The organism is Rhizobium sp. FG113, assembly GCF_057809895.1.
Genome location: NZ_JBMDKV010000001.1, coordinates 898,143 through 919,390, shown reverse-complemented (window position 1 = coordinate 919,390; position 21,248 = coordinate 898,143). Strand labels below are relative to the sequence as shown.

Here is a 21,248-nt window from a genome sequence, read left to right as displayed (position 1 = left end):
AATAGGTTTGCACGCTGCCGCCCATATCGATGCCTGTTTGGGTGGCAGATGCTTACTCCGAGGGCACGACATCTTGCAAGCGGCAAGCGCGTCGTTACGTTCGCGCCGCCACTTGCGAACACACAAATCAATCCGAAGGGCCCGCGCCTGCATCCGGAAACTCGGCGTTCCAGAAGTCGGTGGCCTGAAACGTCCAGAGCGTGCTCGGCGTAAACCTCTGGTCAGGTGTAGCCGCAACCACATCCATCAGCAGGGCGGCGTCGCGAAGTTTCACGTTCACGCTATTCGCCCGCAGCAGAGCCAGCATACTTTCCGCGCGCTTCGTCTCGCCGAACGTCAGCCGCACGAGATATCGGTATGTCCGATCCTTGAAGAATATCTCCCGCGCGGCCGCCTGCAGAGCATCATGCTCCGATCCGGTGAGCAAGCCGAGTTCCAGACACCGCGATAAAGTCGCCCGGACATTGACGAGCGGTTCGCTGAGCGGAAGGTACCCCAACTCGGCCGGCGCGTGCGATTGGGCGACGTCGGAATCGTCTTCGAGCGTATTGGAAGCGTAGCCCTCGTAAATCTCACCAATGCCGATCATTCCGAATGGGCTGCACTCCGCCGCACGCAATGCGCCCATGCTCGCTGCGCCGAACATGTGCACGCCCCGCGACAGCCCGAACAGGATCTCCTTGTGCCAGATTGCCGGCACGTGCTCGTAGATGCCGTCGATCAACCCGATGACATTGGCCCCGTCGACGATCGCCCGGTAGACGTCGCCCTGCCTCGCGGGTGGTCGAATATCATAATCGGCACGGGACAGCTCCGCACCGTAAAGCGTTGGCCCGGCAAAGATCACCCGCATCCCGACACCGCCATCCTCACGCCAATGTTCTTTTGCCTTGGCGCAAATATCCGAGATCCGCAGCCGCCAGCACTTCGATCCGCTGCCCGCAGAATAATACAACCTTTGCGTCTCGCAACTGCGAATGCAGCTGTTGAATGTCTGGGAACATCGTGACAGACTGAGGCATGGGACGAGCCGTGCCCAAAGAAAAACGGGCTGATCAGGGGTGAAATGACGTTCGTTCTGGAGACCTTTGGAAAGCTGCGGTTGGCCGACGAGGACGGTAACGTCGTCGCCTTGCCCGAGAAGGGGCTGTTGCTGCTTGCCTACCTGCTGACAGTCGATGAGGGATCGGCATACCGCACCACGATCGCCCGCTTCCTGTGGGGCGAAACGGATAACGGCGCATCCGACACGACCTTGCGAAAGCTGCTATCCAGAGTGAAGGCTTACCAGAGCGATCTTGGTTCCAGCTTCGTATCCTTCGAGGGCAGCACGATCGCGATCGACCGCGCGCTGCTGACGTCGGACATCCAGCTCATTCGGGAGGACGAGGCCGCAGCGCCCTTCGCGCGGCTGCGGCGGCTGGTCAAGCTGCTCGATCAGCCCTTCCTCGGCCCGGTCAAGATCCAGAGCAGGGAGTTCAAGAGCTGGGTCGTCGATGAAGGCAACCGGCATGTCGAGCTTCTCGAGCGGACATTGAGGGAAGCTCACGCCGATGCGCAGACGCGCGAAGACGCGGAAGTCTTGCGCAAGGCAGCGGTCATCCTCTTCCGTTCCGAGCCGCAGGATCCGGAAACGCTGCAGTTATTGCTGAAGATCTTCAATGCCGAGCAAGACGTTGAATCGCTTCAGAATTATTTTGCCAAGCGGCGCGGCTCGATCGAGCGCGGAGCCAAATTCTCGGCATCTGAAAAGGGTAATGGCAGCACGAAGGTTGCGGCTGAAGCGAGAGCGCCTTCGCGCAATGGCGCGGCCGCCGGCTTGGCCGTCGAAGCCGGCAGCATAGCCCATGCGATCCCGCGCCTCGTCCTGCTTCCACCCAGCAACCAATCGGTCAGCCCCGACGCGGGCCTCATCGCCTCGTCGCTGATCGAAGACATCACCATCGGTTTTTGCGCCTTCAACAGCCTGCGGGTAATCGCGCCCTACTCCGCGGTCCAGGTCGGCCACAATGTGGAAACGCAGGCTGCCTTCTTCGAGCGGCAGGCCGTCAACTATGTGCTGGAGACGCGCATCAGCGGCAGCGCAGACGACGTGACGCTGTTTGCCCAGCTGATCTTCGTCGACGACGCGCAGGTTCTCTGGGCCGAACGTTTCGGGCTCCACCGTCTCGACCTGCTGCGCGACAAGCGTGCTATCTCGCGGCAGATCGCGCTCTCCGTCTCGCGCGAAATCGCCCGCCACGAGGAGCAGCGCGCCGATATCGAACTCAATCCCGCGGCCTATCACCGCTATCTCGCCGGCAAGCGCGACATGACGCGCATGACGCTTCCCAACCTCCGGCGCGCGCGCAAGGAGATGAAGGCAGCGCTCGCAGCCAGCCCCGATTTCGCGCCGGCGCTGAGCGCCATGGGGCGCACCTATTCCAAGGAATGGTTGCTCACCGCGCGTGGCGATATCGAGCTCCTGAAGCAGGCGGAGAACCTCTCCAGGCAGGCGATCGAAAAGCGATCGGACTTCGCCGATGGTTACCGCGAGTTCGGGGTCGCCAAGCTGTTGCAGGGCGATTTCGACGAGAGCGCCGAGGCGATGGAAGTGGCCGAAGCGCTGGCGCCGCATTACGCCGACGTCATCGCCGACCACGCTGATACGCTGGTGCATTGCTCTCGCCCGGGCATGGCGCTGCAGAAGATCGAGCGGGCGATCGAACTGAACCCGCTGACTCCGGATATGTATCTCTGGACAGCGGCGGGCGCTAACTACGCGCTCGGCGAATTTGGCTCGTCGATCGATTACATCGGCCAGATGTCCGACCCGAGCCTTGCGGATCGCCTGGCGGCAGCCAGCTGGGCGATGATGGGGCATGCCGACAAGGCACGCATTCTTGTGCGCCGCGTGCGCGAGGCAAACCCAAATTTCGACGTCGATACCTGGCTGGCGGCAGTGCCCAGCAAGGAGCAATGGCATAAGGACCTCTACCGAGAGGGCCTCAAGAAGGCAGGCTTTTAACAGTTCATCTTAGAGGGAAAGAGAACATGAGCGCAGTCGTTGTCATCAGCATCACCGGCGAAGAAGGTCTTTGGGTCGCCGATCTCCGCGCGGGAACCGTCACCCCGCTCGATCCGCCGGCAGGTAGCAAGCTCAAGGAGGTCGCCGATCTCCGCAAGAGCGGCACGTCAATCACGAAGGACGTCAATTTTGCCGTCGTCGTGAAGTCCGCCAAGGAAGCCGCGTCCGGGCACTACGAAGGCTAGTCCGCGCCAGGAATCCAAGCCAGTCAGTTGGCCGGCGCCTTGTCTCGCTCAGGGCGCCGGCTTTGTCGTGCGCTTTGTTTGCGGGAGTGCAGCAACACCGCTTCCGGCAATCCATCATCCTGACTCGCTGCCGCTTTCGCTCAGCAAGATTGCACTCGCCTGCACAGCCATATCAAAACAAGCGGATACGTCTCTACATTAGATCATTTGATCCAATTTCAGCCAATTCCGCCTAAAATCAGGTGAGTTTGCTCGGCCTGTTCCAGATTACAATCCACGTCGCCATCCCCAGCAAGGAGAACGACCGTGGAAACCCCTCGCCTCGCCGCATCGCACACAGCGACAGCATTGTCGAAATTCCGCGACGGTCTCGCAAGCGCCGATGTCATCGCCGCTCTTCGCGACGGGCTTGTCGGAGCGAAAGCGAAGATATCCGGTCCCTATGGCGATAAGAGCCTCGTCTACGCCGACTATGTCGCGTCGGGCCGCGCGTTGCACCAGGTCGAGCGTTTCGTTCTCGAAGAGGTTCTCCCCTATTACGCCAACAGCCACACCGAGGCCTCCTACTGCGGTGGCTTCATGACGCGCATGCGCCGCGAAGCGCGCGGATTGATCGGTGGGTTCTGCGGCGCGAGTGCCGATCATGCGGTCATCTTCACCGGCTCCGGCGCGACAGCGGGCATCAATCGGCTGGTCTCGCTCTTTGGCGTGACGGACGCGATTGCGGCGGGCAAGTCCGTGCGCGTCGTGATCGGCCCCTACGAGCATCACTCCAATATCCTGCCCTGGCGCGAAAGCGGCGCGGAGATCGTCGAGGTTCCCGAGCAAGCATCCGGCGGCCCTGACCTTGGTCTGCTTGAAGCAGCACTGCGCGACAGCGACGCGGATATCACGATCTGCACCCTCTCGGCCGCTTCCAACATCACCGGCATCACCAGCGACGTCGCCACGATCACCGGCATCGTCAAGGCCGCAGGCGCCAGGATGATCTGGGACTACGCCGGCGCCGGCCCCTATGTGCCGATCGCCATGTCACCGGCATCAGGTACTGAGATCGACGCCATCGTCGTCTCACCGCACAAGTTCATCGGCGGCCCCGGCGCTTCCGGCATCCTGATTGTTCGGCGCGACGCTGTCTCGGCGACCAAGCCCTCCTGGCCGGGCGGCGGCACGGTGAAGTTCGTGTCGCCCACGACGCATGACTATAGCGACAGCCTCGAAGCTCGCGAAGAAGCCGGCACGCCGAATGTCGTCGGCGACATCAGGGCGGCGCTCGCCTTCATCGTCAAGGACGCGATCGGTGCGCAGGCGATGGCCGAGCGCAATCATGCGCTTGCCGCGCGCGCGTTCAACGCCTGGAGAGATATCGAGCCGCTGGAAATCCTCGGCCTGCCCGGCCCCGACCGGCTGCCGATCTTCTCGTTCCGCGTAAAGGACGGCAAGGGCAGCTATGTCCACCAGCAGCTGATCACAAGAATGCTCAGCGACCGCTTCGGCATCCAGGCGCGCGGCGGCTGCGCCTGCGCCGGGCCTTACGTCCACCGGCTGCTGTCGATCGATGATCAGCAATCCCAAGCGATCCGGCAGGCCATTCTGTCCGGCGACGAGATCATGAAGCCCGGTTTTATCAGGTTGAACTTCAGCGTCCTGCTTGATGACGAGAAGGTCCGTTTCATTCTCGATTCCGTCGCCCAGATCGCAGCCGATGCGACCGCTTTCGTAGCGGATTACGATTTCGATCCGAGCCGGGCGATCTTCTTCCCGCGCGCAGCGTCCATGGAAGACGAAGTCCATGCCGCAGCCTGAGGTCGCCGGCTTCCACGATGTGCGCACGGGCAGCATCCAGTATGTGGTTTCTTGTCCGACCACCCGCAAATGCGCCATCATCGACCCCGTGCTCGATTTCGACGAGAAATCGGGCTCGACGGCGACGACGAATGCCGACCGCCTGCTTGACCACATCGCGCGCCATGACCTGACGCTCGAATGGATCCTCGACACGCACCCGCATGCCGACCACTTCTCCGCCGCCGCCTACCTTAAAGCGCGCACAGGCGTGCCGACCGCAATCGGCGAGCATGTCGTGCAAGTGCAGCGGATCTGGAAAGAGATCTACAACTGGCCCGACCTCGCTTGCGACGGATCGCAATGGGACCGGCTGTTTTCCGACGGCGACATCTTCAGAATCGGTGACCTCGAAGCCCGCGTGATGCATTCGCCCGGTCACACGCTGGCGTCGATCAGCTATATCGTCGGCGACGCGGCCTTCATCCACGACACGCTCTTCATGCCCGATAGCGGCTCGGCGCGGGCGGATTTTCCAGGCGGCAGTGCCGATAGCCTGTGGACGTCGATCGAGCGCATTCTGGATCTCCCCGACCAGACCCGGCTTTTTACCGGCCACGATTATATGCCCGGCGGACGCGCGGCCTTGTGGGAAAGCTCGGTTGCCGAACAGAGGCAAAAGAACCCGCATGTCACCGGTCGTTCGCGCGCCGCGTTCATCGAGATCAGGGAGGCCCGCGACAGGACCCTGCCGATGCCGAAGCTCATCTTGCATGCGCTGCAGGTCAATATCCGCGGCGGCGCGCTGCCGGAGCCCGAGGCCGATGGCCGGCGCTACCTGAAGATCCCGCTCGACGCCCTGCCCGGATCGGTCTGGGGGAGATGACATCGTGGATGGATCGCTCCAGCATGTCCTTTTCGCGCTCGGCTCCGGCTCGCTTGTTGGATGCACGCTGGGCCTGATCGGCGGCGGTGGATCGATCCTTGCAACGCCGCTTTTGATGTATGCCGTGGGCATGCGTGACGTTCACACGGCGATCGGAACCGGCGCGCTTGCCGTTTCCGCCAATGCCTATCTCAACCTCGCCGGCCACGCCGCCAAGGGTCACGTTTGGTGGCGTTGCGCGCTGATCTTCGCAGCCGCCGGCGCGCTCGGCGCCTATCTGGGTTCGAGCCTAGGAAAGCTCATAGACGGTCAAAAGCTGCTCTTCATGTTCGGGCTGCTGATGATGTTCGTCAGCTTCGCCATGCGCAAGACCCGCGTCGCTTCTGACGTCACCGCCCACTCGCTGACCATGGCGGTACACGGCAAGACGACCGCGATCGCGCTGCTGACGGGTATGTTCTCAGGCTTCTTCGGCATCGGCGGCGGCTTCCTCATCGTGCCGGCGCTGCTGCTGGCAACAGGCATGCCCCTCATCAACGCCGTCGGCACCTCGCTCATGGCCGTTGGCACCTTCGGCCTGACGACGGCCGCCAATTATGCGACGTCAGGCTTGGTCGACTGGCTGACCGCGGGCTATTTCATCGCCGGTGGTATAGGCGGCGGTGTCATCGGAACGATCGCCGCGACGCGGCTTGCCGACCGGCGCAACACGCTGGCGACGATTTTCCGCGCCGTCATCTTCGCCGTCAGCCTTTATGTGCTGTGGCGCAGCTATATCGCGCTTTAGCCGTTCAGGGTCGCTCGGCGATCCCGGAGCCGGAGGCCGGATTGTTCTTGGACTGCGCGCGATGCTCCCGCCACATGGTGAAAAGACCCGCGCCGACGACGATCGCTGAGCCGAGCAGCATGTTCCAGCTCAACGTCTCCCCAAAGAACATCACCGCGATCACCGCGCCGACGACGAGCTGAAGATAGGCGAGCGGCTGCACCTCGGAGGCCTGCAATGAATCATAAGCACGGATCAGGCAATAGTGGCTGACCGTGCCGCAGACGCAGAGTGCGGCGACCATCGGCCAGTCCGAAACGGCGATCGGCGTCCAGTAGAAAGGACCGAGCAGCGAGATCGCGACCGCGCCGCCCACGGCGGTGTAGATGAGGCTCGTAAAGGTGGAATCGTTGCGGCTGACCGCCCTCGTGGCGACGCTATAGGCCGCGAACATGGTCGCGCAGGCGAGCGGCAGCAGAAGATAGAGGCTGAAGGCGCCACCGGTCGGGTTGATGATCAACAGCACACCGAACAGCCCGGCGACAACCGCCAGCCAACGCCGCCAGCCGACATGCTCTCCGAGGAATGGGATCGACAGGATGGTCACGATCAGCGGCGTCGACTGGAAGATCGCCTGGGTGATCGCAAGCCCGGTATGCGCCAGGCCGAACACGAAGAGCGCGATTTCGGCCACCAGCAGCACGCCGCGCATGACCTGCATCAGCGGATGTTTTGTTGTGAACGCGCCACGCACGCCGCCGGGCTTGCGCATTGCCAGCAGCATCACAAAGGCCGCGAACGCCCAGAAGCGGATCATGGTGATCAGGATCGGCGAATATCGTTCGCCAAGATATTTCGAAAAGCTGTCCTGAACGGCGAAGATGAAAACCGCGGCCAAGGTGAATAGGTAACCCTGCAGCTTGGGGCTGCTACTTTTAATGTTCATCGTCTCCGGCACCGCGTCTGCTTTGGCCTTGGACTAGTCCAGCCCGTGCTACCGCTCAAGCCATGACACCCGCCAAATCGGGCACATATCCATGTTTATTTCGCACCGCGGCATGGTCATCGGCGCGAAGTTCGAACTTGCCGCCAAGAGGCGTTGATGGCCTGCGGGTTCAATGACATAGTGCGCCCCGCGCATCCATTTTCCAAGCAAAGACACGAGCATGACCGATCCCGCCGCCTCGCCTTCCCATAAAGCATCGCAGTCCCCTCGCCCGCTGGCGAAGATCAGCCTGAAATGGTCGATGATCGAGGAGGACAAGCTTTCGATCCTGGAAAAGTTCCAGCTGCTGCGGGATCTCGGCTTCGATGGCGTCGAACTCGATTCCCCCAACGATCTGCCATCCCGCGAAGTGCTGGATGCCCGCGACAAGACCGGCGTCGCCATTCCGGGTCTCGTCAACTCCATGCATTGGAAGAGCCCGCTCACCGACGCCGATCCCGCTGTCCGTCAGGCCTGCGTGGATTCGATGATCACGGCGCTTGATGATGCCAAGCTCTACGGCGCCGATACGGTGCTTTTGGTTCCCGGCGTCGTTCGCAACAGCCCGACGAGCTACAAGACGGCTTATATTCGCGCGCTGGAGGAAATCGCCAAGATCACTCCGCACGCCGAGGAGACCGGTGTCTCGATCGCGCTCGAAAATGTGTGGAACGACTTTCTGCTCAGCCCGCTGGAAGCCGCCGCTTTCGTCGATGCCTGCAACCATCCGAAGGTCGGCTGGTATTTCGATGTCGGCAATGTCCTGCGCTATGGCCGGCCCGTCGACTGGATCGAGGCGCTGGGCCACCGCATCCTGAAGGTCGACGTCAAGGAGTACAGCCTCGACAAGATGAACAGCGAGGGTCCGTGGAAGGGCTTCGAGGTCGAGATCGGTGACGGCGACTGCGATTGGGCGGCGGTCAACCGCGCGCTCGCCGAGGTCGGCTATTCCGGTTGGGCTTCCGTCGAGGTACCCGGCGGCGACCGCCACCGGCTGGCGGCGATCAAGGAGCGCGTCGATCGAATCGCCGCTCTCTAAGAACACCGGCGGGCGCTCAAGCCCGCCGATCATCGCCCGCAACTTCAGCCCTTGAGTTCGGCAAACAACCTGCGGGCGTTGGCAAGGCCGGTCTGGCAGCCATAGAGCGTCGGTTCGTTGCCTTCATATTCGAGCGAGACGAAGCCGTCGTAACCGGAATCCACCACGCTCTTCAGCATCGATTTCACCGGCAGGTCGCCAAAGCCGAAGACGGAACCGCGGATAAACTGCCCGTTGAGCGTCTCCAGCCAGCCCGGCCCCGGGCTCTCGGCGCGCACGTAGAAATCCTTGATATGCACGAAGCTTGCATGCGCGATCGACGCGCGCGTACCGGTCACGGGATTCTCATCGACGCAGAGGAAGTTGCCGACATCGAGCGTCATCTTGAAGTTCGGGCTGTCGACGGCGTTCAGCAGGCGCTTGACGCGCTCGCTGGAGTTCATGAAGAAGCCGTGGTCCTCAACGCTGGCGGTTACGCCAAGGCGCTCCGCATGGTCCGCGACCTCGCGGCAGGCATCGACAATCATTGGGAAGGCAGTTTCGAACTGCGCGGCATTCGTCGCCCGCAGCGACCACGGCACGACATCGTGGCGCAGGAAGCGGACATCGAGGCGGTCGCAAAGCTCGACATAGCGCTTCACCCGGTCGATCTGTGCGCGTCGGTCGTCGCCGATGAAGTTCCCGGCGATGCAGAGGCCCGACAGCGGAATGCCGGTCTCTTCCGATGCCTTGCGCAGGCGCTCGATGCTCGCCTCATCCTTGATCAGCTCGTAGTTCAGGTCGTCGCCACCTGGCGCGATCGACAGCGTCGCAAGCTCGAGGTGCTCGCCGCCATTGTCCCTGAGCCAGGTGAACAGATCCTCGATCTGCATCGAACCATCCAACATCAGCGGGCGGAAACTGTAGGAACTCAAACCGAACTTCATGGGGACTCCTCGCGATCTGTGGCGTCACCATCGGAAACGCGGTTGAGACTGTCAATATCGAGATTGACAATCACCGCGATACATCCTTGTTTGTTATCAAAGAGATGAAGTGCATGGAGCATGCGGGAATGGCAATAAAGTCTGCAGACGTCGTCATTGTGGGAACCGGTCCGACCGGCTCGGCCTATGCCCGGGTCATTCGCAACGAGTGGCCCGAAGCGCGCATCGTGATGGTGGAGGCCGGGCCGCAGATCCTGCCGAAGACAGGCGCACATCTCGACAACGTCGCCGATCTCGATGAGCGCGGCGCGCTCGAAGTCCTCGCCCAGGGCGGCGATCGCAGCCCGCGCATGCCGATCAACAAGGAAGAGTGGGAAGCGCGCCGCGCCGGTGGTTTCGATGGCTCGCTGCTGCGCCGCTCGGGTCTCTTCATCGCCAATGACGGCGACCCGCAGGACGAAAACCTGTTTGCCGGCTTCTCGGCCGCCAATGTCGGCGGCATGGGCACAAAATGGTCGACCGGCACGCCGGTGCCGTCGGAAATCGAGCTTGTGCCCTTCATTCCCGCCGGCGAGATGCAGGCAGCACTTGCTACCTCGGCCAAGCTTCTCGGCACCAACACCGACCCGAATGCCGGCGATCCCGCTGCCATTGCGCTTCGCGACCGTCTCGGCGCCGTCTTCAATGCAGGCCGCACGCCCGACCGCTTCGTCCAGCCGATGCCGCTCGCGGCCACGCCCGGCCCCGACGGCCTGCACTATCACGGCACCGACGTCGTCCTCGGCGATCTCGTCGATGAGCCGGCCGAGCGCTTCTCCATCCTGAAGGAGACAGCCTGCCGCCGCGTCATCCACGACGGCAAGACCGTGACCGGCGTCGAGCTCGCCGGCACGGGCTCCGGCGACACCTTCGTGGTCAACGCCGGCACCGTCGTCGTTGCATGCGATGCGCTCCATTCGCCGCAGCTTCTCTATGCATCCGGCATCCGCCCGGAAGCGCTCGGCCGCAACATTAACGACCACTACATCGTCTCGCAGATTTCCGAGATGGAGACCGATGTTCCGATGAAGGCCATGAACTGGATTCCGGCCACCAAAGACCTCCCCTATTCGGTGACCATCGCGCCCGCCAGCCTGCACAGCATGCCGCGTTCGGGCGACATCGTGGGACAGCCGATCGGCATGGGCGTCTTCGTCTCTTCCGATATCAGCGCTGACAATCGCGTCACCTTCGACGACACCCGCACCGACTGGCTCGGCCTGCCCGCCATCTCGATCCAGTGGCGTCAGTCGGAAGGCGACAAGGCGCGCCTCGAAGACGCGAAGAGCCTCGCGGTGAAGATTTCCAACATCATCGGCCGGCCGGCTCCTGGCTTTGCCACCTTCGTGCAGCCGGTGGGCTCGTCGCTCCACTTCCAGGGCACCATCCGCATGGGTGAGGCCGACGATGGCACCAGCGTTTGCGACAAGACGTCGAAGGTCTGGGGCTTCGATAACCTCTATGTCGCCGGCAATGGCGTCATTCCCACCGCAACCGCGACCAATCCCACCCTGTTCTCTGTCGCCCTTGCCAGCATCGGCGCCCGCGCGATTGCCGAAGCGCGCCGGACGGCGGCCTGAGAAACGAGGCGAATGTCATGACAAATCAAAAACTCAAGGTCCTCGTGGTCGGCCTCGGCCAGATGGGCAAGAGCCACGCGCTCGCCTACCACGCGCATCCCGGCTTCGAGATCGTCGGCCTCGTCAACCGCTCGACGCCGACGCTGCCGGAAGAGCTCTCCGGCTATCCGCTGCGTAACGACTATGCCGCCGCGCTGGCGGAATTCTCGCCCGACGTCGTCTCCGTCGCCACGCATACCAACACCCATGCCGACATGGCGGTTGCCGCCCTTGAAAGCGGCGCGCACGTCTTCGTCGAGAAGCCGCTGGCCGCCAATGTCGCCGATGCCGAGCGCGTCGTCGCCGCCGCCAAGGCCAACGGCCGCAAGCTCGTCATCGGCTATATCCTGCGTCATCATCCCTCATGGATGCGGATGATCGCCGAATCGCGCAGCCTCGGCGGTCCCTACGTGTTCCGCATGAACCTCAATCAGCAATCGAGCGGTGCTGCCTGGGACATTCACCGCTCCATCATGCAGACCACCTCGCCGATCGTCGATTGCGGCGTGCATTATGTCGACGTCATGTGCCAGATCACTGATTCCAAACCGGTCGAAGTGCGCGGCATGGGCGTCGGGCTGGCGCAGGGCCTCCCCAAGGGCATGTATAATTATGGCCACTTCCAGGTGCTGTTCGAGGATGGCAGCGTCGGCTGGTACGAGGCCGGCTGGGGTCCGATGATGTCGGAGACGGCCTTCTTCGTGAAAGACGTGATCTCGCCCAACGGCTCGGTCTCGATCGTCATGGACGAAGGCGCAAGCTCCGCCAGTCTGGACGCCCACACCAAGACGTCGCGCCTGCGCGTCCACCACGCCGGGACGGATGCTAAGGGCGCTTTCGCTCGATCCGACGACTGGCTCGACATGCACGACGAGCCCGACCACCAGATGCTGTGCGACCGCGAGCAGGATTTCGTCTATCGCTCCATCACGGAAGATCTCGACCTCGCCCGCCATATGGACGACGCCGTCACCTCGCTGAAGATCTGCCTTGCGGCCGATGAAAGCGTGCGCACCGGCCAGGCTGTCAAGCTCTGAAGCTGCTAAAACTGACGGCCGGCTCACATAGTTTTGACTTGATGAACCGGCCCGAAGGCCCGATGCGGTGGTGGGGAATAAACACGCCAGCCACCGGATCGTCTCAATGGTCATCAGCCGCCGCCATATGCTGCAACTCGCGGGCGTGAGCTCGCTCGCAGCCGCATTCAATCATGCCGTAAACGCCGAAGCCGGCGCGATGCCCGCGGCGGCCGCCTTGCCATATGGGGTGACCACCGCCGCGCATATCAAGAGCGCGGCGCTCCGCGTCCGCGACCTCCCCGGCATGAGCCGCTACTATCAAGACACGCTGCGCCTCCAGGTGCTCGCGGAAAGCGCCGACGAGGTCATGCTCGGCGTGGCCAACGAACCGCTACTTTACCTGACCAGCATACCCGACGCCGGCTTCGAGGACCCGACATCCGCCGGCCTCTTCCACATCGCCTATCTGATGCCGACGCGGGTCGATCTCGCGCGCTGGCTGGTGCATGCCGCCGTCGCCAAGATCCCGCTCGACGGCTTCGCCGATCACAGCGTCAGCGAGGCGATCTACCTGACCGACCCTGAAGGCAATGGCATCGAGGTCTATTCCGACCGGCCGCGAGACCAGTGGCAATGGAAGGACGGCATCGTCACCATGGGCACCAAGGAACTCGACATCGACGCCATCGCGGCACTGACCGACATGTCGAAGGACACCTATGACGCGGCACCCGAGGGGCTGCGCATCGGCCACATCCATCTGCGCGTCGGCGACATCGACGAGGCGAACGGCTTCTACCGCGATCTGCTCTGCCTTGCCGCCACCAGCGCCGAGCGCGACAACGCAGCCTTCCTGTCATCCGGCGGCTATCACCATCACGTGGCGGTCAACACATGGCGCAGCGCCGGCGCCGGCGGCCGCGACAGCTCGAAGACCGGCCTCAGCTGGTTTTCGCTGACGGTTTCCGAACCGCTGCTCTACGAGCAGCAGATCAAGCGCTTCAACACGGCCGGCATCGGCGGCCATGTACCGGGGGGCTATATCGCGATGGATCCCTGGGGAACCGAGGTCCGGCTGATCAAGGCCTGACGGCGCTTCACTGCGGCGCGTTTGCCTGATCGCCTCAGCCGGCCATCAGGTGTTCGTAGAGAATGGTCGAGCCGAGAATGATCAGCGCCACGCCGGCGACACCCTCGGCGTAGCGCCCGAAGCGCTCGCCGATCAGGCGGCCGACCAGCATCCCGCCTGACGCCATCAGGAAAGTGGCGGCGCCGATCGCCACCGCGATGACAAGAATGTTGACCTCCAGGAACGCCAGCGAGACGCCGACGGCCATGGCATCGAGGCTGGTGCCGATCGCGGTTGCGATCAGCATGGCAAAGGACATGCCTGGCTTCTTCTCTTCTTCCTGCTCGCTGCTCATCGCTGCCCGCAGCATGTTGATGCCGACCGCGGCAAGCAGGCCGAAGGCAATCCAGTGGTCGACCGCCGTCACGAAGCGGGCAGCGGCAACACCCGCCGCCCAGCCGATCAGCGGCGTGATCGCCTCGACGATGCCGAAGACGACGCCGGTGCGCAGCGTCTCGCTGAAGCGCGGGCGACCAAGGGCTGCACCCCGGCCGACGGAGACGGCGAACGCGTCCATGGACATGCTGAACGCCAGCACGATGATCGATAGCAATGACATGGTTGAACCCTTCAGGAGATTCGTAGCTGAGCCAATTCACCCTGTTTTGGCCAGGTGACGTCCGCCACGGTCTTGCCGAGCCGATCTCGTCGGCCGAACGCGCCACGTGCTCTCGCACGAGTATGTTGACACGCTCCCGCCCTCAGGCGGTGGCTACTCCCCGATGAGCGCTGGGTAGGCGACCCGCCTCTTTCTGTCAACGGAAAAACGAAAAGAGAAAACAGAAAAAAATCGCTAGTTAACAATGACTTGCAACTGCATCTTCCAGTTTTTAATGCAGCTGCGAAGCATTCGCAGAATGGGGCGTTGATCTGCATAGTGGCGCCAGCCACGACAGCGTCGGCTCACTGCTCGGGCAGACCTGCCTTGCGCAATCCCTCGGCCATCTCATCCGCCCATGTCGGCACAGCGCGAAAGACTGGCCGGGTGAGATAGCGCTGGATCGTGAAGTCCGGCTCCGCGATCAGCAACTTCGCGGCCGCCCAGCGCGCCGTCTCCTCATCCCCCTGCATCGACGCCCAAGCCGTCATCATCCGGTAGGGCCAGGTCACATCGGGATGCCTGGTGACGACCTCCCGGGCGATCGACACCGCTTCGGAGAGAGAGCCTGCGAGAGCCAGCGCCAGTGCGAAGCCCATCCGCATGTTGAAGGCAAGCGGATCGGCCGGGCTAAGCGTCATCGCGCGCTCGAAGCGCTCCCTGGCGCGATCGGGTTCTCCCCTGTAGCTTGCGACCCAGCCAAATCTCGCCCACGCCCAGGAATTATTCGGATCGAGCGACAGCGCCCTCTCCAGATAGACCGCCGCGCGCGGCTGATCACCACAATGGCTGATTGCTCCGCCGACCGCGGTCAGGGCCGTCGGGTCATCGTCGATCGCGCGCGACGCGGCGTCGATCGCGGCAAGCGAGAGCGCGAGTTCCCGTTCCGGGTCATCTGTCCAGATGTAGCCGAGGTTCTGGGCGTGACACCATGCCAGAAACGCGTGCGCGCGACCGTAGGCCGGGTCGACGGCGATGGCATCCCGAAGAAGCGGAATGGCGCGCGCAATGCCATCCTTGTTGTGGCCCCAGAGGTAGGGACAGGCGCGCATGACAAGGTCGTAGGCACGCAGGCTGCTGGGCGGCTTACGCTTCGCCAGCTCGATTTCGGCGCTGCGGATGGCCGGATGGATCGCGCCCGCAACTTGCGCCGCAATCCGGTCCTGGAACTCGAAGAGGTCCTTGGTCATGCCTTCATAGCGCTCCGACCAGAGCTGGGTCCGCCGTTCGGCGTCGACCAGTTGGACGGAAATGCGCAACCGGTCCCCGCCCCGGCGAACCGTGCCCTCGACAACGTAGGCGACCCCGAGCTCCCTGCCGACATCACGGACATCGATGAACTTGCCCTTGTAGGTGAAGGCCGATTGGCGGGCGATGACGAAGAAGTCCCTGACGCGCGACAGCGCTGCCGTGATCTCCTCAACGACGCCATCCACAAAATATCCGTCGCTTGGCCCGCTGAGATTGTCGAAGGGCATGACCACAAGCGACGGCTGGTCCTTGTCGAGCCGGTTGGCGGACCAGGCCGAAGTTACGACCTGATCTTCGCCGGCCTCTTGCGACCAGTCCACGCGAAAGATGGAAATCGGCCTCGGGATGTTCTTCAGGACACGCTCGCCGAGGCTGGCAAGCGCAAACGGAACCTTGCCGTCGAGATGCTCGCGGACGGAGCCGGAAATCGAGATGCCGGACGGGCCGGCTATCTCCTGCAGGCGGGCCGCGATATTGACGCCGTCACCGAGCAGATCGTCGCCAGCAACCACCACGTCGCCGAGGTTGACCCCGATACGGAACTCGAGGCGCCGGTCGGCCGGAAGGCCTTCGAAATGGCGGTGAAGCTGGCGCTGGATCTCCACCGCGCACCTTGTGGCTTGAACCGCGCTGGGGAACTCCGCGACCAGCCCATCGCCGGCGCTGCCGAAGACGCGTCCGCCGTGCTCGCCCACCAAGTCCGCGATATGCCCATGGCAAATATGGAGCGACTGGAGGGTGCGCTCCTCGTCAAGCGCGGCAAGCCTGCTGAAGCCGACGACGTCGGTGCAGAGGATGGCTGCAAGCTTTCGATCCATCGCGACGGCCGCTCCTGCAAGGACAAGATTGTTGCATGGACATGCGCGCTTCCCTGCAACAATCCTACATCCGCTCGCAGCCGAAATCCATCGTGGCGCCTTGGAGGCCGGCGGCGCCTGCCCCCGGGCATCTTCTTGCCGCTCAGTAATCCGCCAGCAGATACTCCGCATCCGGGCTCCCGAAGCGTGGCGCGACGCCAAGCAGCGGCCCGGCGCGGCCGATGATGGACTTGATCATCGGGGCGGCCGTCGAGGCCGCCGTCCGGCCGCCATGCTCACCCGTCTCCGGCGCATCGATGATCGTCAGCACGATGTATTTCGGCCGGTCCATCGGAAATGCGGCGACGAAGGCGTTGAAGTTCTTGTCGCTCGCGTATCGGCCATCGACGACCTTGTCGGCCGTGCCGGTCTTGCCGCCGATGTTGAAGCCTTCGACCTGCGCGCTGCGGCCCGAGCCCTTGATGCCGTTCCAGGTGTAGAGGTAGCGCATGTCCTGGCTCGTCTTGTCGCTCAGAACGAGCTTGGCGATGTCGCCCGCCTGCTGGGAGCTGCGCGGCAGGAAGGTCGGGGGGAGAAGCTTGCCGCCGTTGATCAGCGAGGCGGCGGCGACGGCCGTCTGAAGCGGCGTTGTCGCGACGCCGTGGCCGAAGGAGATCGTCACCGAGTTGATCTTCTTCCAGGTTCGCGGCTGCGTCGGCGTCGCAACGCCGGGCATTTCCGTCTCCATCTTGGAGAGGAGCCCCAGCTTGGTCAGGAACTCCCGATGCCGGTCGATACCGACCATGTCGGCAACGGCCGCGGTGCCGATATTCGAGGAATACTGGAAGACCTCGGGAATCGAGAGAACGCGGTTCTTGCCCTTGAAGTCCTTGATGATGAAGCCACCCATGCGGATCGGCCGCGTGGCGTCGACCATCGAGTTCAGGTTGATCTTGCCCTCGTCCAGACCCATCGCCAGCGTGAAGCTCTTGAAGGTCGAGCCCATCTCGAATGTCGCGTTGCTGATGCGGTTGAACCAGCCCTTCTCGTATTCCTTGTCGACCTTGCCGTTCGCAAGCGTTCGCGACGGCTGGTTGGGATCGAAGTCGGGCACCGACGCCATCGCCAGCACCTCGCCGGTCTCCACGTCGAGAATGACGGCGCCGGCAGCCTCGGCCCTGTACTTGACCATGGCTTCGGCGGCGACCTCGCGCACGATGTTCTGCACGCGCAGATCGATGGAGAGCTTCACCGGCTCCAGCGGCATGTCGCTCGTCAAGCCGGCGGCGCGAAGGTCGAGCAGACCCTGCTGATCAAGATAGCGTTCCATCCCGGCCACACCACGATTGTCGATATCGACATAGCCCAGCACGTGGGCGGCCGTATTCCCACCCGGATAGAACCGCTTTTTCTCCGGCCGGAAGCCGACACCCGGGATGCCCAACTCGAGGATCTGGCTCTGCTGGCGTGGCGTGATCTGCCGGCGCAGCCATGCGAAGCGTGACGATTTCACGGAGAGCTTGGCGTAGGTCCCCCGCCGATCGAGATCGGGGAAGATCGTGGCGAGCTTCTCCACCGCATCATCGACATCGACGATCTTGTTGGGCTCGGCGAACATCGAGACGGTGCGAACGTCGGTCGCCAGCAATTGCCCGTGCCGGTCGAGAATGTCGGGCCGCGAGGCCAGAAGCTTGTCCGATGGCAGGATGCCGGATGTCGCCTCGGGATCGCGAGCCCCGTATTCGACAAGCCGAGCGGCACTGGCCGTAAAGCCCATGACGAGCGCCAGCGCGACCAGAAGCACACGCGTCTTGCCCTGCCGGTAGAGATCGACCTTCTTTCGGCGCCCCTTGTTGAGCGCCGAGACATTGAGATGGCTGCGGCGCTTCGCGAGGATGATTTTCGATACGAGGGTCATCGTGCGCGCGCTCCCGGTATCCGGGCAGATCGCGGCGAGGCAGGAAGGCTCTTGGGTGCGTTGACGAGTAACAACATCGGGGCTCTCTCTCGAGCAGCCCTGGTATCGTCAGGAGATCGTCAGGCTGCTCTGGCTAGGAAATCGGGACGGGAAAGAGCGCCGCCGCCGATCGGCGGCCGATACATGGGATCGAGCGTCCGGCCTTCGAGATGGATCGGGAGATTGGGATGATAGCTTATGTCGGCGAGTTCCCAGGCGCTGGGCCAGGCATCGACAGGCGGCCGCCGCGTCCAGTGCTCAGCGTCATGGATATGGCTGACGTCGCGGCTGTCGTCACCGGAAAGCGCATCGCCTTCCGTGATGACTTCGGTCTGACAGGGTGCGGCAAAGGAGGCGCTCGGCAGGCAAAGCTGCGCACTGCCGATCGTGGTCAGCATGATCATCACAACAATGAGGATGCGCCGAATCATCTTCTACCGAGTAAGGCTTCGTTAACGCTAAGCAGCCTAGCGCCAGAACCTTACCCAATTCTCAATATTTCAGACGACGCATACTCCGCTGTCCGCCCCCCCTCACCGGCTTTCGTCCGTGCAGAACGGCCATTGGTCCTTCTTCTTCTCAGGCGGAAACATCGATATGCTAGCGTAATGAATGTCGTTTCGGTCACCCAACCCCGCAAGATATTGCGCCAAAGGCTTACTTTGGCGTGGCAATTTGGCATCGCCGGTGGCCTTGTGCTCGTGCTCGGCATGGCGCTCATCGGGCTGTGGGTGACAAGCCGCATCGAGGGCGCGGCGGTGCGCAACGCCGCCAACGCCACCGCGCTCTATGTCGACAGCATCATCGCCCCGCTCACACAGGAGCTCGCCTCGGCCACCTCGCTTGGCGAAGGCGCCAAGCTGGCGCTGACCGAAACATTGCAGCAGGGCGTGCTGCGCGACAGGCTCTATTCGTTCAAGATCTGGCGCCCCGATGGAACAGTGCTTTTTAGCAGCGAGCCCAGCCTCGTCGGCAAGCACTTCTCGATGACCGAGGGTCTCGCCACGGCACTTTCCGGTTCGGTTCATGCGGAATTCGACGATCTCAAGGGCGAGGAAAACCAGCTGGAGCAGAAAAGCGGCCAGCCGCTTCTGGAGATCTATAGTCCAATCCGCGAACCCTGGTCGGGCGACATCATCGGTGTCGCGGAATTCTACGAGATCGCCAGCGACCTGCGCGCGGAGCTCGCGGTGGCCAGGCTGCAGAGCTGGCTGGTCGTCGGCACAGTGACGGCCGGCATGCTCGCACTGCTCTTCATCATCGTTGCCCGAGACAGCCATCTGATCGATGTCCAGCGCCGCTCGCTCGACGCGCAGGTGATCGAGCTGTCGCGGATGCTCGACCTCAACCGGGCGCTGCGAAAGCGCGCCGACAGGGCAAACCAGCGCACGGCGACGCTCAACGAGCGCTATCTCCGCCGCATCTCAGCCGAGCTGCATGACGGCCCGGCGCAGCTGCTCGGCTTTGCCGCGCTGAGGCTGGAAGCGATTGCCAAGGGCAAGGCGAAGGGCGACGACGAATCGCTCGTCAGCAGCTCGATCACCGAAGCCATCCAGGAGATCCGCGACATCTGCCGCGGCCTGACGCTGCCCGAACTCGAAACGCTCTCGGGCGACGATGTCGTTCGCCGCGCCATCCAGGCGCACGAGACGCGTTCGCGCACCAGGATCATCTCGAATGTCGGGCCGCTCGATATACCCGCGCAGGCCGCCAAGATCTGCGCCTACCGCTTTATCCAGGAAGCGCTGAGCAACGCCACCCGGCATGCCGGCGCGTCAAAAATTTCCGTCACGGCGGCTGAGGACGACCAGCATATCAGGATCGCGGTCGAAGATAACGGAACCGGCTTTGTCCGGTCGGGCGATGAAGACGGCCTTGGCCTTGCCGGCCTGGAGGAACGGCTCGCCGGGCTCGGTGGACGTCTCGACATTGCGTCCGACTCCAAGGCGGGCACCCGCATATGCATGACACTACCGAGGAGGACGGCGGAATGACGTCAGACATGCTCAGGGCCGCGATCGTCGACGATCACCCGATCTTCCGCAACGGCCTCGCCCGCAGCCTATCCGATGAGCCGGGTTTCGAGGTGGTTGGCGAAGGCGCCAGCGCGGCAGACGCCGTGGCGCTCTTTAGCCAGCAGCGGCCCGACGTGCTTCTGCTTGATCTCTCGATGCCCGGCGGCGGTCACCACGCGCTGAGCATGATCATGAAGACGGATGCGGCCGCAACCGTCATCGTGCTCACGGCCTCGGAAGAAGACAGCGATCTGTTCGACGCGCTGAAGGAAGGGGCGAAAGGCTACATTCTGAAAGGCGTGAACGCATCCACGCTGGTGTCGGCGGTGCGCAATGTGGTGGCCGGCGAGAGCTATGTGTCGCCAAGCCTCGCCGCGCGTATCCTGACGGAGATGAAGGGCGAGGCGGCACAACCGCCGCAGCCAGCCGCAGAACGCACCCCGCAAGAAGATGCCCTGGCCTCGCTGACGCCACGCGAGGAGCAGATCCTCGGCCTGGTCGCCGACGGCAACAGCAACAAGGAAGTTGCCCGCCAACTCAACCTTCAGGAAAAGACGATCAAGCACAACATGACGCGCATCCTGCAGAAGCTGAAGGCGCGCAATCGCACGGAAGCCGCGATGTTCCTGCGCGACGCGCGATCGCGGTCCTGATCAGTCAGGATTTCGATCAACGAAACCGGTCGATATCGCTATTTTTCGCGGCACGACGGATGACGAGGCGACCCTCGGGATCGAACAGCTCGTAGCGGCCGTTCCGGATGCGTTCGCGCCAGCCACCGTCATAGGCGCGATCCTCGCGTTGAGATATTGAGCCAGTTCGATCGTCTCCCCGTCCTTGCCGACCGCTTCCAGACCGGCCGCCGCCATCGTCGTCAGACGATCGCGATCCGGATGAGCCTGAGGAGCCCGAATGCCCGGAACCGGAGGATCCCGAGTGGTCGGAGCCGGACGAGCCCGAGCCGGACCCCGATCCGCTACCCCCGGAGCTGCCACTCCCGCTTCCGCCCGAGCTCCCGCTTCCGCTCGACCCGCCGCCGCTTCCCTTGTCCGCCCATGCGCAGACCGGACCCGCCACGACTGACATCGCGCAGAGAATGACGGTACAGGCGATTTTCGGCCACGTGCTCACGATCGATCTCCTTGAAAACGGTCCCGGCCCTCAGTGGGCCAGGACATGATTGAC

The 21,248-nt window shown here is 63.2% G+C and carries 19 protein-coding genes and 1 riboswitch; of the genes, 11 read left to right on the top strand and 8 right to left on the bottom strand.

Features of this window, described 5'->3' with window-relative positions; translation table 11 throughout:
* Positions 1-127 precede the first annotated feature (127 nt).
* Positions 128-955, bottom strand: a complete 828-nt coding sequence (locus ACODTZ_RS04025; protein WP_489023938.1) for a TfuA-like protein — start codon at positions 953-955, stop codon at positions 128-130.
* 111 nt (positions 956-1,066) lie between these two features.
* Here ACODTZ_RS04025 and ACODTZ_RS04020 point away from each other — a divergent pair, with 111 nt between their 5' ends.
* From ACODTZ_RS04020 to ACODTZ_RS04000, 5 genes are all read left to right on the top strand, one after another.
* Entirely contained in the window at positions 1,067-3,007 is a 1,941-nt protein-coding gene (locus ACODTZ_RS04020) for a hypothetical protein (protein ID WP_489023937.1), read from the top strand.
* Between the two features lie 26 nt (positions 3,008-3,033).
* Entirely contained in the window at positions 3,034-3,252 is a 219-nt protein-coding gene (locus ACODTZ_RS04015) for a hypothetical protein (protein ID WP_018901692.1), read from the top strand.
* A 306-nt stretch (positions 3,253-3,558) separates the two neighbouring features.
* Positions 3,559-5,058, top strand: a complete 1,500-nt coding sequence (locus tag ACODTZ_RS04010; protein ID WP_489023935.1) for an aminotransferase class V-fold PLP-dependent enzyme — start codon at positions 3,559-3,561, stop codon at positions 5,056-5,058.
* A complete protein-coding gene (locus ACODTZ_RS04005) occupies positions 5,045-5,923 on the top strand; it encodes an MBL fold metallo-hydrolase (protein WP_489023933.1) in 879 nt (292 codons plus the stop codon). The genes ACODTZ_RS04010 and ACODTZ_RS04005 overlap by 14 nt, the downstream gene beginning before the upstream one ends.
* 4 nt (positions 5,924-5,927) lie before the next feature.
* Positions 5,928-6,710 carry a sulfite exporter TauE/SafE family protein gene (locus ACODTZ_RS04000; protein ID WP_489023931.1) on the top strand — a complete coding sequence of 261 codons (783 nt, stop codon included), beginning with the start codon at positions 5,928-5,930 and terminating at the stop codon, positions 6,708-6,710.
* 4 nt (positions 6,711-6,714) lie between these two features.
* Here the strand turns inward: ACODTZ_RS04000 and ACODTZ_RS03995 are convergent, their stop codons facing one another.
* Positions 6,715-7,635, bottom strand: coding sequence for a DMT family transporter (locus ACODTZ_RS03995; RefSeq protein ID WP_047503708.1), 921 nt, complete (start codon positions 7,633-7,635; stop codon positions 6,715-6,717).
* Positions 7,636-7,855: 220 nt separating this feature from the next.
* Between ACODTZ_RS03995 and ACODTZ_RS03990 the strand changes: the two genes are divergently transcribed.
* Positions 7,856-8,713, top strand: a complete 858-nt coding sequence (locus ACODTZ_RS03990) for a sugar phosphate isomerase/epimerase family protein (RefSeq protein ID WP_489023929.1) — start codon at positions 7,856-7,858, stop codon at positions 8,711-8,713.
* Positions 8,714-8,757: 44 nt separating this feature from the next.
* On the opposite strand, the gene ACODTZ_RS03985 is transcribed toward ACODTZ_RS03990, so the two are convergent.
* Complete coding sequence (locus ACODTZ_RS03985) at positions 8,758-9,639, bottom strand: sugar phosphate isomerase/epimerase family protein (RefSeq protein ID WP_489023928.1); 882 nt, start codon at positions 9,637-9,639, stop codon at positions 8,758-8,760.
* 128 nt (positions 9,640-9,767) lie between these two features.
* Between ACODTZ_RS03985 and ACODTZ_RS03980 the strand changes: the two genes are divergently transcribed.
* The 3 genes from ACODTZ_RS03980 to ACODTZ_RS03970 all read left to right on the top strand — a co-directional run bounded on the left by ACODTZ_RS03980 (position 9,768) and on the right by ACODTZ_RS03970 (position 13,406).
* Positions 9,768-11,258 (top strand): GMC oxidoreductase, encoded by a 1,491-nt coding sequence (locus ACODTZ_RS03980; RefSeq protein ID WP_489023926.1) that lies wholly within the window; start codon positions 9,768-9,770, stop codon positions 11,256-11,258.
* Between the two features lie 17 nt (positions 11,259-11,275).
* Positions 11,276-12,334, top strand: a complete 1,059-nt coding sequence (locus ACODTZ_RS03975; RefSeq protein WP_489023924.1) for a Gfo/Idh/MocA family protein — start codon at positions 11,276-11,278, stop codon at positions 12,332-12,334.
* A 106-nt stretch (positions 12,335-12,440) separates the two neighbouring features.
* The gene (locus tag ACODTZ_RS03970; RefSeq protein WP_489023922.1) at positions 12,441-13,406 is read left to right on the top strand and encodes a VOC family protein; all 966 of its coding nucleotides are present in this window, start codon (positions 12,441-12,443) and stop codon (positions 13,404-13,406) included.
* 34 nt (positions 13,407-13,440) lie between these two features.
* Here ACODTZ_RS03970 and ACODTZ_RS03965 read toward each other — a convergent pair whose 3' ends face one another.
* The 4 genes from ACODTZ_RS03965 to ACODTZ_RS03950 all read right to left on the bottom strand — a co-directional run bounded on the left by ACODTZ_RS03965 (position 13,441) and on the right by ACODTZ_RS03950 (position 18,446).
* Positions 13,441-14,004 carry a manganese efflux pump MntP gene (locus ACODTZ_RS03965; RefSeq protein ID WP_112950181.1) on the bottom strand — a complete coding sequence of 188 codons (564 nt, stop codon included), beginning with the start codon at positions 14,002-14,004 and terminating at the stop codon, positions 13,441-13,443.
* Between the two features lie 77 nt (positions 14,005-14,081).
* A riboswitch (yybP-ykoY riboswitch) is annotated at positions 14,082-14,178 on the bottom strand.
* Positions 14,179-14,348: 170 nt separating this feature from the next.
* Positions 14,349-16,112: a tetratricopeptide repeat protein gene (locus ACODTZ_RS03960; protein ID WP_489023920.1), complete on the bottom strand. Its 1,764-nt coding sequence runs from the start codon at positions 16,110-16,112 to the stop codon at positions 14,349-14,351.
* A gap of 142 nt (positions 16,113-16,254) precedes the next feature.
* A complete protein-coding gene (locus tag ACODTZ_RS03955) occupies positions 16,255-18,009 on the bottom strand; it encodes a peptidoglycan D,D-transpeptidase FtsI family protein (protein WP_489023918.1) in 1,755 nt (584 codons plus the stop codon).
* A gap of 119 nt (positions 18,010-18,128) precedes the next feature.
* Positions 18,129-18,446 (bottom strand): hypothetical protein, encoded by a 318-nt coding sequence (locus tag ACODTZ_RS03950; RefSeq protein WP_489023917.1) that lies wholly within the window; start codon positions 18,444-18,446, stop codon positions 18,129-18,131.
* 264 nt (positions 18,447-18,710) lie between these two features.
* On the opposite strand from ACODTZ_RS03950, the gene ACODTZ_RS03945 reads away from it, so the two are divergent.
* On the top strand, positions 18,711-20,042 hold the full coding sequence (locus tag ACODTZ_RS03945; protein WP_489023915.1) for a sensor histidine kinase: 1,332 nt from the start codon (positions 18,711-18,713) through the stop codon (positions 20,040-20,042).
* The gene (locus ACODTZ_RS03940) at positions 20,039-20,716 is read left to right on the top strand and encodes a response regulator (protein WP_489023914.1); all 678 of its coding nucleotides are present in this window, start codon (positions 20,039-20,041) and stop codon (positions 20,714-20,716) included. Before ACODTZ_RS03945 ends, ACODTZ_RS03940 begins: the two co-directional genes overlap by 4 nt.
* A gap of 16 nt (positions 20,717-20,732) precedes the next feature.
* On the opposite strand, the gene ACODTZ_RS03935 is transcribed toward ACODTZ_RS03940, so the two are convergent.
* Complete coding sequence (locus tag ACODTZ_RS03935; RefSeq protein WP_489023912.1) at positions 20,733-21,194, bottom strand: hypothetical protein; 462 nt, start codon at positions 21,192-21,194, stop codon at positions 20,733-20,735.
* Positions 21,195-21,248: the final 54 nt, after the last annotated feature.